Annotated in this window: 12 protein-coding genes, 1 rRNA gene and 1 pseudogene; 4 read left to right on the forward strand and 10 right to left on the reverse strand. The window is 59.5% G+C overall.

Annotation, left to right across the window (positions count from 1 at the left end; all coding sequences use genetic code 11):
• Positions 1 to 178: 178 nt before the first annotated feature.
• Positions 179 to 294, forward strand: a 5S ribosomal RNA gene (gene rrf / locus ACP7D9_RS15245).
• A 66-nt stretch (positions 295 to 360) separates the two neighbouring features.
• Here the strand turns inward: rrf and ACP7D9_RS15250 are convergent.
• From ACP7D9_RS15250 to ACP7D9_RS15270, 5 genes are all read right to left on the reverse strand, one after another.
• The gene (locus tag ACP7D9_RS15250; protein WP_426158349.1) at positions 361 to 1539 is read right to left on the reverse strand and encodes a PepSY-associated TM helix domain-containing protein; all 1179 of its coding nucleotides are present in this window, start codon (positions 1537 to 1539) and stop codon (positions 361 to 363) included.
• A gap of 75 nt (positions 1540 to 1614) precedes the next feature.
• A complete protein-coding gene (locus ACP7D9_RS15255; protein WP_426158351.1) occupies positions 1615 to 4119 on the reverse strand; it encodes a TonB-dependent siderophore receptor in 2505 nt (834 codons plus the stop codon).
• Positions 4120 to 4205: 86 nt separating this feature from the next.
• Positions 4206 to 5207, reverse strand: coding sequence for a FecR domain-containing protein (locus ACP7D9_RS15260; RefSeq protein ID WP_426158353.1), 1002 nt, complete (start codon positions 5205 to 5207; stop codon positions 4206 to 4208).
• Entirely contained in the window at positions 5207 to 5707 is a 501-nt protein-coding gene (locus ACP7D9_RS15265) for a sigma-70 family RNA polymerase sigma factor (protein ID WP_312998373.1), read from the reverse strand. The genes ACP7D9_RS15260 and ACP7D9_RS15265 overlap by 1 nt, the downstream gene beginning before the upstream one ends.
• A 150-nt stretch (positions 5708 to 5857) precedes the next feature.
• Positions 5858 to 6037, reverse strand: a complete 180-nt coding sequence (locus tag ACP7D9_RS15270) for a hypothetical protein (protein WP_157830888.1) — start codon at positions 6035 to 6037, stop codon at positions 5858 to 5860.
• Here ACP7D9_RS15270 and ACP7D9_RS15275 point away from each other — a divergent pair.
• Positions 6017 to 7042, forward strand: a pseudogene (locus ACP7D9_RS15275) (HAMP domain-containing protein); the annotation flags it as partial. The gene ACP7D9_RS15270 and the pseudogene ACP7D9_RS15275 overlap by 21 nt on opposite strands.
• A 69-nt stretch (positions 7043 to 7111) precedes the next feature.
• Complete coding sequence (locus ACP7D9_RS15280) at positions 7112 to 7897, forward strand: methyl-accepting chemotaxis protein (RefSeq protein ID WP_397478606.1); 786 nt, start codon at positions 7112 to 7114, stop codon at positions 7895 to 7897.
• Between the two features lie 126 nt (positions 7898 to 8023).
• Here the strand turns inward: ACP7D9_RS15280 and ACP7D9_RS15285 are convergent, their stop codons facing one another.
• From ACP7D9_RS15285 to ACP7D9_RS15305, 5 genes are all read right to left on the reverse strand, one after another.
• Entirely contained in the window at positions 8024 to 8491 is a 468-nt protein-coding gene (locus tag ACP7D9_RS15285) for an SRPBCC family protein (protein ID WP_426158356.1), read from the reverse strand.
• 22 nt (positions 8492 to 8513) lie between these two features.
• Positions 8514 to 11906, reverse strand: coding sequence for an amino acid adenylation domain-containing protein (locus ACP7D9_RS15290; RefSeq protein ID WP_426158358.1), 3393 nt, complete (start codon positions 11904 to 11906; stop codon positions 8514 to 8516).
• Positions 11907 to 11916: 10 nt separating this feature from the next.
• On the reverse strand, positions 11917 to 12846 hold the full coding sequence (locus tag ACP7D9_RS15295; protein WP_426158360.1) for a diiron oxygenase: 930 nt from the start codon (positions 12844 to 12846) through the stop codon (positions 11917 to 11919).
• Positions 12843 to 13616, reverse strand: a complete 774-nt coding sequence (locus tag ACP7D9_RS15300) for a DUF3050 domain-containing protein (RefSeq protein ID WP_426158362.1) — start codon at positions 13614 to 13616, stop codon at positions 12843 to 12845. The genes ACP7D9_RS15295 and ACP7D9_RS15300 overlap by 4 nt, the downstream gene beginning before the upstream one ends.
• A 675-nt stretch (positions 13617 to 14291) precedes the next feature.
• Entirely contained in the window at positions 14292 to 15002 is a 711-nt protein-coding gene (locus tag ACP7D9_RS15305) for a GntR family transcriptional regulator (protein WP_426158364.1), read from the reverse strand.
• 196 nt (positions 15003 to 15198) lie between these two features.
• Between ACP7D9_RS15305 and lapG the strand changes: the two genes are divergently transcribed.
• On the forward strand, positions 15199 to 15891 hold the full coding sequence (gene lapG / locus ACP7D9_RS15310) for a cysteine protease LapG (protein WP_101158980.1): 693 nt from the start codon (positions 15199 to 15201) through the stop codon (positions 15889 to 15891).
• Positions 15892 to 15897 lie beyond the last annotated feature (6 nt).

Here is a 15897-nt window from a genome sequence, read left to right on the forward strand (position 1 = left end):
ACTCAGCAGTGAAACGATGCATCGCCGATGGTAGTGTGGGGTTTCCCCATGTGAGAGTAGGTCATCGTCAAGATTAAATTCCGAAACCCCAATTGCGTAAGCAGTTGGGGTTTTGTTTTAGTAGAAGTTCCTGTTTTTGCTGGCTTGTTACCGTGTTGACGGGCCAGATAAAGAATTTCTTGACGACCATAGAACATTGGAACCACCTGATCCCATCCCGAACTCAGCAGTGAAACGATGTATCGCCGATGGTAGTGTGGGGTTTCCTCATGTGAGAGTAGGTCATCGTCAAGATTGAATTCCGAAACCCCTGTCTGCTCACGCAGACAGGGGTTTTGTCATTCAAGCGCTTACACAAGCTCAAGCTGCTCTACGAGGCTTGCTGCTGCGTCTTGCCTGCCGCTTGCGCCACCATATATAAACGCCCGTTCCTGACAACCCTGCAATCAATACTCCTAATACTGCGATCATTATCTGCCCTGTCACGCCGATGATCCTCCCCCCATGTATCGGCAACTGAAGCCGATAGAACTGCTCTCCCAATGTGCCCTGTCCCGCGATTTCCTGTCCTAATAAATGTCCGTCGGTACCGTGAAAGAACAACCAGGATTTGCCATGTGCGTCCGTATCGTGCTGTCCAAAACCTGCACCGTAAAAGTTGTACTCGAAGCTGTAATACAACTCGCCGATTGCCGCCGTCAGACCTAACCGTTTCCCTTCCTGCAATGCCCTCTCGTACGCCTGTTGATAACTTAACTGTGTCGTCCCCAGTTCATCGGCGGGCATTCGTCCTCTGGCTTCATAAACGCTTGGCTCGATAGGCGAAAACAGCGACACAGCAGGTTTGAACACTTGGCTCGGCAAGTTCATTGCCACGCTGCTGACCGCGATCGGTAATAGCAGTAGCCACAGCCACAATCCACCTGCGCGATGCAGGTCGTAGTTCAAGCGGTACGCATGCCCGCCTTTCACTTTCCACGCAACAGCCCATTTCTTCCAGAATGGATTGCCGCGCGGTAAGGTCAGCCACAACGCGACAAAGCAGTCGATTACCCACGCGATGGCCACTAGGCCCATCAACAGCAATCCCCAGTTACCGGGCAGCGCCAGGTTGTAGTGAAACTCCAGAATGAACGGGATGAAGTTCTCCCGTTGAAAACAGCACTCGCCCCAGTAACGAGCGCCTTTCTGCTCCGCACTCACCGGGTCCAGATAGAACACCTGATTGCGCTCATCAAACGGCTGCCCCGTCGCTGGATCGTTACGCGGAACGGCCGCCAGCAGCGCCGTATGCCCCGTCTCATGCGGATACTCCATGTACCAGACTTGCAGTTTCGGATGGGCAGACTGCACCGCATCCACTAACGCACCGGGTGGCAGGCGCTCACCCACTGATGTCGCCTCGTAGAATTGCGGATTCAGCCATTCATCCAGTTCGTGATTGAACGCCAACACACTGCCTGTAAGGCCCGCCAGCAACAGAAACACCGCAGTGGCCAAGCCAATATAACGATGCAACAAAACCAGAAATGCGCGCATACAAAAGACCCCAAAGAAACGACAAAGCCAGCCCCTGACACCAGGGGCTGGCTTTTTTATGCACAGGACATAGCTTTAGAACTGATAGCTGACGGTCGCCGCTACGTTGCGTTCTTCGCCCATGTAGCAGAAGTTCAGACTGGCGCAGGACGCGACATAGGACTCATTGGTCAGGTTGTTTGCATTGAGCCGTATATCCACACCTTTCAAGCCAACCTTGCCCAAGTCATAACCAATCGAGGCGTCGAACAACGTGTAAGACGGCACCTTCATCGTGTTCTCGGCATCGGCCCAGCTGTAGCCGACATAGCGCACCCCACCGCCCAATCGCAGCCCATCGAGTGCAGCAGTGTCGAAATTGTAATCGGCCCACAGTGAGGCCATGTGTCGAGGCGCCTGAGTCGGTGAGTTGCCTTTGTTCTCGATTACATCGGCCGGCGTGCTCAAGGTGCTGATCATTGATTTGGAGTATTCGATATCAGTGAAGGTGTAACTGCCGAGCACTTTGAAGTTGTCGGTCAGTTGCATGTGCGCTTCCAGCTCCAGACCTTGCGAGCGCACGGCGCCGACCGCGCGATAAAAGTTCTCCTGCGGCAGTTTGGTCGCGAGATTCTCCTGGTCGATACGGAACAGCGAGGCGGTGAACAGGTTGTCGGTCCCCGGCGGCTGATACTTCAAACCAACTTCCCACTGCGTGCCATCGGTGGGAGCGAGTGGGTTGCCGGCGCTGTCGGCATAAGAGTTCGGGTTGAATGACTCGGAGTAGCTGATATACGGCGCCAGACCGTTATCGAACAAGTACAGCGCGCCGGCGCGCCCAGTGAGTTTGGTGCGTCGATCATTGATCTCTGTACCGACAGGACGCCCGGCTTCGGCGATGCGGTTTTCGTCGGATGTCTCGACCCAATCCTGACGCAGGCCCAGCGAGAAGCGCCATTTGTCCATCTCGATCAGGTCTTGCAGGTACACGCCAGTCTGCTCCAGACGACGCAGATAGCTGGTCTCGCCGTACATCTCGATCGCCGAGTTGCCGTACACCGGATTGAACGCATTAATCGGCGCGAGGCCACCGCTGGTCCAGTCGACCACGGTTTTGCGCCGTTGATAATCCGCGCCCATCAGGACTGTGTGCCTGGTCGCGCCGGTGAAGAATTCGGCCTGCAGCATGTTGTCGACGATGAACGCATGCAGGCGCTCATCACCGCCGGTGTAATAACGGTTCAGTTCATTGCTGGTCGGGGTGGTCCAGCCATAGGCGTAGACCTGATCCATGTTCACTTTGGAATCGAGATAACGGAAGTTCTGCCGTGCCGTGAAGACGTCGTTGAAGCGATGTTCGAACTGATAGCCGAACGATTGCTGGTCACGGGAGTAGCCGTCGACCCCCGGCTCGCCCTCGAAGAATCGCGGCGAGATGCGGTCGCCATTGCGCTGATGGATCGTGCCGTCCGCCGGAACACCGCCGTGGTAGCCGCCGTCCGGATCGTGTTGCAGATAGGCCTGCAGGGTCAGCGAGGTATCTTCACTGAAATCGATGCTCAACGTCGGCGCGAGGGCGAAGCGTTTTTCCTTGTTGTGGTCGAACTGCGTGTCGGACTGATCGCTCAATCCGGTCAGACGATAGGCAATACGCTTGTCGTCATCGACCGGGCCGCTGAAGTCAAAACCAACCCCACGCTGGCCTTGTGTGCCCACTGTGGCCTGTACCTGATGGTAGGCCTCGTACAACGGCTTTTTGCTGGTCAGCGCGACCAGACCGCCGGGCGAGCTGCGACCGTAGAGCACGGATGACGGGCCTTTGAGAATGTCCACGCGTTCGAGGAAATACGGATCGACCTGCATCGTGCTGTAGGTGCCGCTGTCACCCATCGACTTGAGGCCGTCGAGGTAGATGTTGTCCACCGAGCCGTCGTTGAAACCGCGCATCGCCACGTAGTCGTAACGGTGCGTGGCGCCATACGGGTTGGTCAGCACGCCCGGGGTGTAGCGCATCGCTTGCGAGACGGTTTGCGAGCCTTGGTCATCCATTTGCTCGCGTGTGACCACGGACACGCTTTGCGAAGTTTCCAGCAGCGCGGTACTGGTCTTGGTGGCGATCTGGCTGTGCGTGGCGTTGTAGCCGGCCATACTTCCCAGCGCGTTGCCGAGGGCGAAGCCTTTGATGTCGGTGGTCGGCAAGGCCAGTGCTTCGCTTTCGGCAACTGGACGCAGGATGTAACTGCTGCCGTCCTGGCTGACGGCTTGCAGTCCGGAGCCCCCGAGCAAATGGCTCAAGGCCTGATCGGTTGAATATTCACCTTGTACGCCCGGGGATTGCTGACCTTGTGTCTGTTGCGGCGTCATCGCCAAAGTGATGCCGGCCTGCCGGGCAAATTGATTCAATGCCTCAGCCAATGGCCCGGCCGCGATGTTGTAGCGGTGGCTGATCTCAGTGTCGGCAGTGCTGGCGGCCAGACTCAGGTTTGGTAATACGCTGACGCCCAACGCGGTGGACAGCAGTGCCGCCCGAACTGCTTGGCGTAGCGGTGCCGATTCGGCAGTGAAATTCAGAGAATTCTTACAAATGGCGCGGACAGTCATTGTGGTTTTCCGTAGGCAGTCGCGAAGGCTGAGTTGAAGTGCTTACTGACTAAGCCGGACTGCCTGGAAAAACCCGCCAAAAAATTTCACACCGCGCGCTCGAGCGTCACCCACCAGCGAGTGCGATAGCGCAGTTGCACCGGTAGCGTCTGCGGCAGGACTGCCAGCAGCCTGTCGGTGTCCTCCAGACGGAACACTCCAGAGAGGCGCAAGTCTGCGATATTCGCCGCACAATTGAGCAAACCCGGGCGATAGCGGGCGACTTCGACAAGGAAGTCGCCCAGCCGCATATTGCGCGTGACAATCAAGCCGTCGAGCCAGGCGCCCGCATCCATGTCCGCCGGCGGCGCTGCGCGCAAGCCCGTTGGATCAACGAGGAAACTCTGCCCGGCGATCGCTTCGAGCGAATGACCGCCAGCGTGAACGACAACCCGGCCACGCGTGACGCTGAGCCGCGTGCACTGATCGTCCTGGCGCAGAATGAAACGCGCATCGAATGGCTCATAAATCCCGTGACGATTCTGAACGCGCAGTGGTCGATCGGTCGCCGCGCCTTCGTCCGAGCCGCCGCAGGTAACGATGATCTCGCCGCGAGTCAGTTTGATCAGGCGCTGCTGCGCGGTGTAATGCAGGTCAACGGCGCTGGCGGTGTTGAGTTCGATCCGCGTGCCGTCGGGCAACTGGAAACCGCGCCGTTCGCCGGTCGCCGTCGCGTAGTCGGCGCTCCATTGCTGCCAGGCAGCCGAGTCCTTGGCCAGCCACGCGGCGGACCCTATCAACAGTGCGCCGGACAGCAGCTTTATGGCTTGGCGACGGTGCAATCGCTGTGCACTGTTTTCCAGGGTGTTGAAAGCGACCTGCGCACCCGGCACGGCGCGCAGGTTACTGCTCAATTCGGCTTGCAGCGACTGCACCCGCTGCCAAGCCAGTTCGTGCTCGTGGTGCTCGGCGCGCCACTGCTCGCATTGGTGAGTAAGCCGGGGGTTGCCGTGATTGTTGCGCAGCCGCAGCAGCCAGTGAATCGCTTGCCTGACCACTTGTTGTCGTGGTTCGACACGGCGACCGAGCGTTAGGTTATCCACAGGCATCAGCTTTCGTACCGCAACACGTAACAGTGATACAGCGCATCGGCGACGTAGCGTTCCACGGAGCGTACTGATATGGCCAGTTGATCGGCGATCTGTTTGTGCGTTAACCCTTCGCACTGCGCCAAGAGAAACGCCTGACGCACTTTCGGCTTCAATCCCTCAAGCATGCGCGCGATGCTCTCCAGCAGTTCCAGCACCAACGCTCGCGATTCGGCGTCAGGAACTTCGCCTTCGGGTAAATGCGCAATCGTTTCCAGATAAGCCCGCTCGATTTCCTCGCGGCGCCAATGATCGATCACCAGGCCGCGCGCGATGGTCCGCAGGAAAGCGCGGGGCGCTTTCAGTTCGAGGCGTTCGGTGCGTTGCAGAAGTCGCAGGAAAGTGTCCTGCGCCAGATCAGCAGCATCCGCCGCGTTGCCCAGCCTTGCGCGCAGCCAGGCGTTGAGCCAGCCGTGGTGACTACCGTAAAGCGCCTGTACGACCAACTCAGGTGAAGACATGACACGCCAGCCCGAACGTCACAAATGATAATTAGTCGCATTGTCATCAAGGGTCACCGATTTTGCAACTGTCGCTCCGGTGCAGGTAGGAAATATTTGGTCGCAGCCGCTCTGGCACGCCGTTCGGCGGGAATCCTCTACAAAACGCGTTCATTTCTTACGCGGCCCTAAGATTTCTCCGCCGCTGGCCGACAGACTGGTGAGAAATGCGTGCACCAAAGTAGAGCGGCCAGAAGAACGCTGCCTGCGCTGTACATGGAATGTTGCATCGGAACGCATCCCCACTTTTGGCATAAGAAGTCCTCTGAAATGAATCTCAAGTTCAGCCATAAAATTCTCCTGGCCGCTTCGGGCGTCGTCGTCCTGGCGTTCGCGTTGTTCACGCTCTACAACGACTATCTGCAGCGAAACACCATTCGCCAGAACCTGCAGTCCTCCGTGCAGCAGGCCGGTGACCTCACCGCCAGCAGTGTGCAGAACTGGATGAGCGGGCGGATTCTGGTGCTGGAAAACCTCGCGCAAAACGTTGCCCATCAAGGCAGGAACGCCGATTTCCCCGGGCTGGTGGATCAGCCGGCGTTCACGTCGAATTTTCAGTTCACCTACGTCGGGCAGGCCAACGGTGTCTTCACCCAGCGCCCCGATGCCAAGATGCCGGACGGTTACGATCCGCGTCAGCGTCCTTGGTACAAGCAGGCAGTGGCCGCCGACAAAACCATGCTGACGCCGCCGTACATGGCGGCGGTCGGTGGCCTGGTGGTGACCATCGCCATGCCGGTGAAGAAGGACGGTGAACTGCTCGGTGTGGTCGGCGGCGACCTGAGTCTGGAAACCCTGGTAAAGATCATCAACTCGGTGGACTTCGGTGGCCTCGGCCATGCGTTTCTGGTCAGCGGTGACGGCCAAGTGATCGTCAGCCCGGACAAAGACCAGGTGATGAAAAACCTCAAGGACATTTACCCGAACACCAGCGTGCGCATTGAGAAGGGCAACCAGAACGTCGTGCTCAACGGCCAGGAGCGCATTCTTTCGTTCACGCCGGTCAGCGATCTGCCGAATGCGCAGTGGTACATCGGTCTGTCGATCGATCGCGACAAGGCCTACGCCGCACTGAGCCAATTCCGCACTTCGGCGCTGATCGCCATGTTCGTCGCGGTCTCGGCGATTGCGTTGCTGCTTAGCCTGTTGATCAATGTGTTGATGCGTCCGCTGACCACCATGGGGCGCGCGATGAAAGACATCGCTCAGGGCGAGGGCGATCTGACCCGGCGTCTGGAAGTCGAGAGCAAAGATGAATTCGGTGAGTTGGGCAGTGCGTTCAACCAGTTTGTCGAGCGCATTCACGCTTCGATTTCCGAAGTGTCTTCGGCGACCCGCCACGTCCATGACTTGTCACAACGTGTGATGGCTTCATCCAACGCTTCGATCATCGGTTCCGACGAGCAAAGTGCGCGCACCAACAGTGTCGCTGCAGCGATCAACGAATTGGGCGCCGCCACTCAGGAGATCGCGCGCAACGCGGCGGACGCTTCGCAGCATGCCAGCGGTGCTTCCGAGCAGGCAGACGACGGACGGCAGGTGGTTGAGCAAACCATTCAGGCGATGACCGAGCTGTCGCAGAAGATCAGCCTGTCGTGCACGCAAATCGAGACCTTGAACGCCAGCACCGACAACATCGGCCACATTCTCGATGTGATCAAAGGCATCTCGCAGCAGACCAACTTGCTGGCGCTCAACGCTGCCATCGAGGCCGCGCGTGCCGGTGAAGCCGGACGCGGTTTTGCTGTGGTCGCCGATGAGGTACGCAACCTCGCCCATCGCACCCAGGAATCGGCGGAGGAAATCCACAAGATGATCACCTCGCTGCAGGTCGGTTCGCGTGAAGCAGTCAGCACGATGAACGCCAGCCAGGCGTCCAGCGAGCAAAGTGTGGAAGTGGCGAATCAGGCCGGTTTGCGTCTGGTCAGCGTGACCCGGCGCATTGGCGAAATCGATGGCATGAACCAGTCGGTTGCCGCTGCGACTGAAGAGCAGACTGCGGTGGTGGAAACCCTCAATGTCGACGTCAACCAGATCAACCTGTTGAACCAGCAGAGCGTGGCCAACCTCAACGAAACGTTGAAGGATTGTGACGCGTTGTCGCAGCAGGCGAACCGGTTGAAGCAGTTGGTCGACAGCTTCAAAATCTGATTTTCAGATTGGAGACCGCGTTATCGTTCTTCGCGAGCAGGCTCGCTCCCACAGTTGGAATGCATTTCCCTGTGGGAGCGAGCCTGCTCGCGAAAGCGGTCTGACAATCACCGCAAAGCCGAAGCCTTAGACAAACAGCTTCAGCACATTGCCCATCGCTTCATCGGCAAACCCCTGCACAAAATCCTTGAACCCCGGCAACGCCCCTTCCCCGCCCGTAACGGGTTCAGCGATGATCGTCCAGGTCGCCCGGGATTTCCCTTCACTCAGCCATTCCACCTGCATCGCCGCCCACAGGTTCGCCACCCCCAACGTGTTGTAAATCGTCGTCCAGGTCATGCGTCGCGCCTGTTCATCGCGGGCGTTGAGCTGCTCGACCACGACGTTGCCGTCCTTGAAGATTTTCTTGCGCAGCGAGGACACGCCTTCGCCGGTCATTTCGGTGTGCGACAGCGCCGGAATGAAGCGATCGAAGCCGGCGAAATCGCCCACTACGGCCCAGACTTTTGCCGCATCCGCCGGCACGTCGACCGACGACACAACGTGGCAGCCTTGCGGATTTTTGATCAAGGTGTCGGGTTGCAGATTGCTCATGGTGTGGCTCCTTGTTGATGAGTCAGATGAAGTTGATTTCTTTCAGGTAGTCGCAGCCGCGACGTAGCAGCGCCGGGGATTTTTGCGGGTAGTGCGCGCCCATCTGCTGCACGCCGGCCGCAGCGTTGGCGTGGCCGATCAGGGAGATGTCGCCGATGTCTTCTTCAAAGCCGTTGAGGTAGAAACCGAGCACGCCGAACAGCGCGTTGTCAGCGTCGACCCGATTCAGTTGCTGTTGCCAGTGGGCAACGCTGACCAGCGAAAACTCGCTACCGGTTTCGCGGAACGAAGCGACGTAGGCATCCCAGCTCAGCGGCTCGGGGTTGTGCAGGTTGAACACCGCTCGTTCCGGCGAATAACGGCTGGCATGGAAGGCGATGAAGCGGGCGAGAAAGTCCACCGGCATCAGGTCGAAATTCAGCGCAAAGGCTGGCACCTGACCGAGCTGGATCGAGCCTTTGAGCATCAGCATCAAACGGTTTTTGTGCGGCTGACAAACGCCGCTGAGGCTGTTGAAACTTATGTTGCCGGGGCGATACAGATTGACCCGCACACCGCGTTCGCGCGCCCGTTCGAGGAGGCGTTCGCCGACCCACTTCGACAGGTTGTAGCCGTTGCGAATGTAGATCGGCGGCGTCGTGGCGGCGGGCAGCTCAAGCACTCGACCGGCGGCGTCCACGGTGCTGGATGCCGATAGAGTCGAGACGAAGTTGAAGACCTTCTTGCGTTGCCCTTCGCACAGTTTGAGCAGTGCAAAGATCGGCTCGACGTTGTCCGCTGCCAGCGACTCGTAATCGAGTACGTGGTTGACGTTGGCGGCGTTGTGCACCAGCGCGCCGAACTCGCGATCCAGGCGCTGATAATCGTCATCAGTGAGGCCCAGTTGCGGTTGACTGATGTCCGCCGCGTAGACTCGCACCCGGCTGAAATCCAGGTGCTCCAGACGGTTTTCACGCAATGCCTGAGCGAAGCGTTGCGCCGCCGTTTGCCCGCCGCCGGCGCGCACCAGGCAGGCCACCTCGCTGGCGCCCCAACCGAGCAGCGCCTGGACGATGTGCACGCCGACAAAACTGTTGGCACCGGTGACGATGACCTTGTGCACATCACCCATGCGGCTGATCGGCAGCGCTTCGATGTCCAGCGCGCGCTCGGCGTCGACCATGGCCTGGGCGCTGAGCACGGCGCTGTCATCGGTGCCGCGCACCAGCGTCGCCAGTTTGCTGATCGTCGGCTGTTCGATGAAGCGGTTGATCGAAATGCTCCGGCCGAATTCCTCACGCAAGCGCAGCAACATCCGCGACAGCAGAATCGAATGGCCGCCGAGATTGAAGAAGCTTTCGTCGGTGGAAATTTCATTGGTCGGCAGATCCAGCAACTCGGCCCAGATCTCCAGCAGCAGTGCTTCGTCGGCGTTCGCCGGCAGGCATTTCGCAGCGCTGTCCTGCACCGTCACCGGCAGTGCCAACAGCGCCTTGCGATCGATTTTGCCGTTGCTGGCGAACGGCATCTGCGCCAGTTCGGTCCATGCCACGGGTTGCATGTAGTCCGGCAGAAACTGCCGGGCGTGGTCTCTCAGTTCGTCTCGGGCAGTCTCGGTCTGTGGCTGGGCGAGGAACGCCAGAATGCGTCGCTGACTGTCGATGACCACGGCGATCTGCCGGTACAAGCGGCTCTCGCGCAGGCAGCGTTCGATCTCTTCCGGCTCGACGCGAAAGCCACGGATTTTCACCTGATTGTCGCGCCGCCCGCACAGTTCGATACCGTGCTCGCCCCACCTGGCCATGTCGCCGCTGCGGTAGGCGCGCAAGGTCTCGCCGCCGGGCAGCGACAGGGTCAGATAACGCTCGGCGGTCAGCTGCCGATTGTTCAGGTAGCCGAGGCAGACACCGGGTCCGACGATGAATAATTCGCCGACGGTTTGATCGGGCACCGGTTGCAGATCATCGTCGAGAATCAGCACCTGACTGTTGGCGATCGGCCCTCCCAGCGTGCGGTTGCTGTCGCCCGGTTTGAGCTGGCGCGCGGTGATCAGCACGGTGGCTTCGGTCGGGCCGTAGAGGTTGTGCAGGGTGCCTTGACGGGTCAGTTGCTCGATGACGAACGGCTCGCAGACATCACCGCCGGTCATCACCTGCACGCCCTCCAGTTGCTCCAGCGCCAGGATGCTCAACAGCGCCGGCGGCAGGAAGGCGTGGGTCAGTTGCCGACGGCGAATCAGCGCAACCAATTGCAAAGGATCGCGGCGCTGGGTGTCGTCGGGCACCACCAGTTCAGCGCCGGCGAGCAGACTGGGGAAGATGTCGATCAGCGATGAATCGAAGCTCAGCGACGAGAACTGCAACACCCGACTCTCGGCGCGCAACTGCACGTAGTCGGCGTACCACGCGGTGAAGTGGGCGAGGTTGGCCTGGCTCAGCAGCACGCCTTTCGGATGCCCGGTGGTGCCCGAGGTGTAAAGCGCCATGCACGGCGCGTCGAGTTCCGAGCGGTGCAGCATCAGCGGTTGATCGAGGGCGGTGTCCGTGGCCTCAATGCCACTGACATCCAGTCCCGCTATCGATTCGCCGAGCGCCTGCTGGCCATCGTGGAGCAGCACAACAGCGCCGGCGTTTTCCAGGATGAATTGCTGCCGTTGCAGCGGATGACTCGGCTCCAGCGGCAAGTACACCGCGCCGCTGCCGAGAATCGCCAGAATCGAAGCGAACAGCGCCGGGCTTTTGCTTTGGCAGACACCGATCACCCACGGCTGCGGATGTTGCTCAAGCAAGGGCAGCAGTCGCTGCTGAATCGCGCGGCTGTGGGCGTGCAGCTGGCGGTAGCTGACGGACTGCCCGCCGAGGTGCAGTGCCGGTCGTGCGGCATGCTCGGTCAGGCTCTGTTGCAGGCGCTCGATCAACGGGGTCTGCGCTTGTTGCAGCAGCGCCGGGTTCGCCGTGTCGTTGAGGCGGTGGACGTAAGCCAGCTTGTCGAGAAACAGCAAATCTTCCAGCCGTTCGAAATCCGGCGCGATCAGTGCCGGGGCATGGCGCAAATAGTCGCCATCGCGGGAAAAGCGGCTGACCAGCAAAGCCACTTCGTCGACCACATGGGCGAGCGTTCGCTGGCGTAAGGACTGGCCGTTGCCGGACGGCTCATCGCCGATCGGTGTGCGGCTGATCAGCGACGAGCCGAGGAAGCACAACAGATCGAGGGTCGGCAGGCCGCCATGGTCTTGCGCGGCGACACCCAGGCGCAGGTGCAAGTGTGGAATGGCGCAGAGGTCGCCGGCAGCGATAAAACCATCGTCGATGATCAGATCCATCGCCGCTCGTGTCGCACCGCTGCGGGACACTGCATGGCCGTGTTGTTCGAGTTCCCCGGCCAGGTCGGTCATCGCCTGGCTGGCGCCGGTGAGCAAAATGTCGAGACGTCTCATGTCGGCCTCCTCAAGCCAGGTAGTCGCGCAAGGCGTGCTGCACGCACGGTGCGTCGAGCAGCGCGCTGTTGTGGAAAAACCTGACGATGTTGCCCACCAGCGGGTGATGGCGATTGATCGGGAAGGCCAATCCAGCGATCTCCTCGCGCAGTGAGCGCCGCGTGGTTTCGCTGACCGGCAGAGCCTCGATCAGGCGCAAATCGAAAGACTTCTGGATGTCGTTGGTCAGGTAATGGCCGATGAACACCGGCAGAATCTGCGCAATGGTCTGGCGATCCGCGTCGTTGGCGGTGTGCCAATAGATGCGCACCATCCGCGCCCAGAAACTCGAGTGGCGACCCTCGTCGAGCAAGTGGTCGGCCATCAGGCCCTTGATCGACGGCTTGACCGAATCGTCGCGAGCGAACGCTGCAACGTCGCCGGTCACGGTGTTTTCGGCGATCGCCACGCAGATCAATTCCACCGCGCTGCGCAGGTGCTCCGGCGCTAGTGCGACGGCGGCAGGAATCGCCCGGCTCAGTTCGATTTCGTCGGGCAACGGGATCGGTTCGATACCGGTCAGCGCGACGGTTTGCTGCATGAAATCCATGGCCACCAGCGCGTGGTAATCCTCATCGACCACGACCGTCATCGCGTCGTAGCGACAGGCGAACGGGAAGGCCACGGCGAAGCGATTCTTGGCAATGCTGCGGGCGGTCTTGTCGACGATTTCGGTTTCGAATATCACTACGTCGTTGATGAATTTGTACAACGTCTGCACCAGGGCGAAGTCACGTTGCTGCGGGCATTCACGCTGGAAGGTTTCGCTGAGCACCAGCGGCTGGCGGCTCAGCGGGTAGATCAGTCGCTGATCGTCTTCGAGCAACCGCCGGGGACGGGTACGGATGGTCGCGCGGCTTTCCCAGGCCTCGGCGAAGGATTGATAGTCGGCGGCGTTCATTGGGCCACCTCGGCAACTTCTGCGCCCATGCTCAGGCGCAGCCCGTTCCACAGGGCGATGCGGCTTTCCACGGCGGCGATGGCGCTGGCATAGACTTCAGCTTCGCGCTGCGGATCGCCGTCCACCAGCCGTTGCAGCAATTGTTCGGCGGCGGGGCCGTGGTCTTCGGAATCGACTTCGATGTGCCGTTGCAGGTAGTAGCGAAAGGTCGGTGCCTGTTCGATGCCGATGCCCCAATCGTCAAGGATGCGCTGGAACATGGTCGGGATAACGCTTTCGCGACCGTGCAGAAACGCGGCGGCGACGCTGTGTCCCGGCGCCTCGAGGGCAATGCGCAAGGTATCGCGGACAAACTGCGCCGCCGCCGGGTCGACATCGACGCTTTGCAGCGCCACGTCATAACTCGCGCCTTCCTGCTGCAACGTGACGAAACGCTCCACCGCCGTGGTGCTCGCGCCGATTTCGCGCATCGCATCCAGGTACAACTCGAAGTGGCTGTAATGGCCGACATCGAGGCGATCATCCGATTCCTCGCCCAGCACGATCTCGTTGATCAACCGCGCCGCATGAGGATCGCGCGGCGGCAACCAGGGTAACCGCGTGCAGGTCAGTTCCTGTTGCAGGCGTTTGGTCAGCGACATGAAGTCCCAAACGGCAAATACATGGGTTTCCATGAAACGGCGTAATACCGATAACGAAGTAATCTCGGAAAAGATCGGGTGAATACTCAGTTCGGCTTTCTTCAGGGCGAGTTGCTGCTTAATAGGCATCATGATGTCCTTTATCATTGATATGAAGTCCACGGTTCTTTCCGCTGCTGCAAACTGTCGAGCAAGTTCGGCAGAAGTTGTTCGGGTAATGCGCTGTTGCGGCGCCATGTTTGCTGCGTGAGGTGTGCCGGGCTGGACAACGAATCTCAAACCTGGCGAGAGAAAGCTAATACAGGGCAAATGCAATTAACAAGTTATTTTTCAGTTATTAAAAGTTGGCTGTTTTATAGATATGAAAGTTACCGATAAAACTTTCTTGGCAAGTTTTATTTGGGCGAAGTTGCTCCTTTCGGCTAATAGGGGCCAAAATTGAAGGGGAGAGTGAATGCCTCACTCGAAGCAACTTTTAAACAAGGGGATTGATTGAATTCAAAGGGGGCGAAAGTTGGCCGGGACCGGCGCCATTACTTCCTGTTTCCCGTGACAAGGCTCCTTCCGTAGGTTCCTGTTGCGGGGACTTTGCCGTCAGGGCGGCGTGTCTCCGTTCTATAGGGTTTGGCGCTGGAAGAGTGCGGGTAAATTGCCGTTACGGCTATTACCGATTGGTCATTGGCATGGAGGAACAATGCGTGGGGCAGGGCGAGGCGGGCAGTCGCGCGCAGGCCGATCCGCTGCCAGAGCGGGCGGCAGAGCGGGCGCGAAGATTTGTAAGGGGATTATTCGAACTTTGGGATATCAGCGTGCGGTATGGCGCTTCTGCGCAGCGGAAGTCGCGAGGTAGCGGGTGATCACCTCGACGCCACGGTTGAGGTGTTGCTCCAGCAGTTCGATTGAACGCGGGATGTCCCGTTCGGCCACGGCCTGATGCATGGCGCGATGGTCGTCCTGAGACAGCTTGCCCAGGCCCATGGCTTCGAGATTGAAACGCAGGAAGCGTTCTTCTTCATTCAGGCCGTCTTCGACCAGACGCAGCAGTCGCTGGTTGGGCGCCTTGCTGTACAGGGCCATGTGGAACAGACGGTTGAGGCGGCCGATTTCGTTGTAATCGTGCTGCGCTTCCAGCTCGTCGATATAGCTGGCGGCGAGTTGATGCTCGGCGTCGGTCAGCAACGGAACCGACTGCCGCAATGCCTCGGATTCGAGCAGAATGCGCAACTCGTAGGTTTCGGCGGCATCACCCTGGATCAGCGGTGCGACCACGGCGCCTTTGTGCGTGGTGACGCTGAGCAGCTCCTGCGCTTCGAGCTGGCGCAAGGCTTCACGCACCGGCATGCGGCTGACCCCGAACAGATCGGCCAGATCCTGCTGGCGCAGTGCAGTACCGCAGGGCAGGCGTCCATCGAGAATGGCCGAGCGCAGGGTTTCTTCAATCACCGACCGGGCCAGATGCGCAGGAATCGGTCCTTCGACTTTGATGCTGTGCAGCGGTTTGGGCTTCTGAGTCACGACGACACACTCTGCAGGTCGCAATATTTGGATCCAAATGACACTAGTGATTGGTCTACGGGTTGTCAAACCTGGTAGAGCGTGGCGCTGCAATGCTGAGTCTAGCGCGTCTTCGATGATCTCACGGTGCCATTGTTTTTTAGCGGACTAAGCTTCACCATCAAACGCTTCCTTCTTGTCCTTCTGGAAACCTGCTGTGGCGGTACGTTTCGCGATCCCTCGGACCTTGCGCTGGCTTGGCTGCGCATTGCTGCTGGCCGGCGTCATGCTGGGCGGTCTGCACGCCGATTGGGATTTTTCCGCGATCAGCCGCAAGGCATCTGCCCTTTACGGCCCACTGGGCGCCGGGCAGCAGCGCATCGATGCCTGGCAGAATCTGCTGGCCACGCAAAAGCAGGCGAGTGAGATGGACAAGCTCAAAGTCGTGAATCTGTTCTTCAACAAGCAGGTGCGCTATGTCGAAGACATCGATCTGTGGCGCGAAGTGGATTATTGGGAAACCCCGATCGAGGCGCTGTGGAAGGGCGCTGGCGACTGCGAAGACTATGCCATCGCCAAGTATTTCAGCCTGCGCCACCTCGGAGTTTCCAGTGACAAGCTGCGCATCACCTACGTCAAGGCATTGCGCCAGAACCGCGCGCACATGGTGTTGACGTACTATGCGACCCCCGATGCCATGCCGCTGGTGCTCGACAGCCTGATTGATCCGATCCAGCCGGCGTCGCAGCGGACCGATCTGCTGCCGGTCTACTCTTTCAATGCCGAAGGTCTGTATTTGCCGGGCGCCAAGGGCAACAAGAAGGTCGGCGACACCAAACGCCTGTCGCGCTGGCAGGATGTGCTGAAGAAAATGCAGGCCGAAGGTTTCCCGGTCGAGACGACTAACTAGGAGCAC

Source organism: Pseudomonas sp. TSRC2-2, assembly GCF_049897785.1.
Classification (GTDB): Bacteria; Pseudomonadota; Gammaproteobacteria; order Pseudomonadales; family Pseudomonadaceae; genus Aquipseudomonas.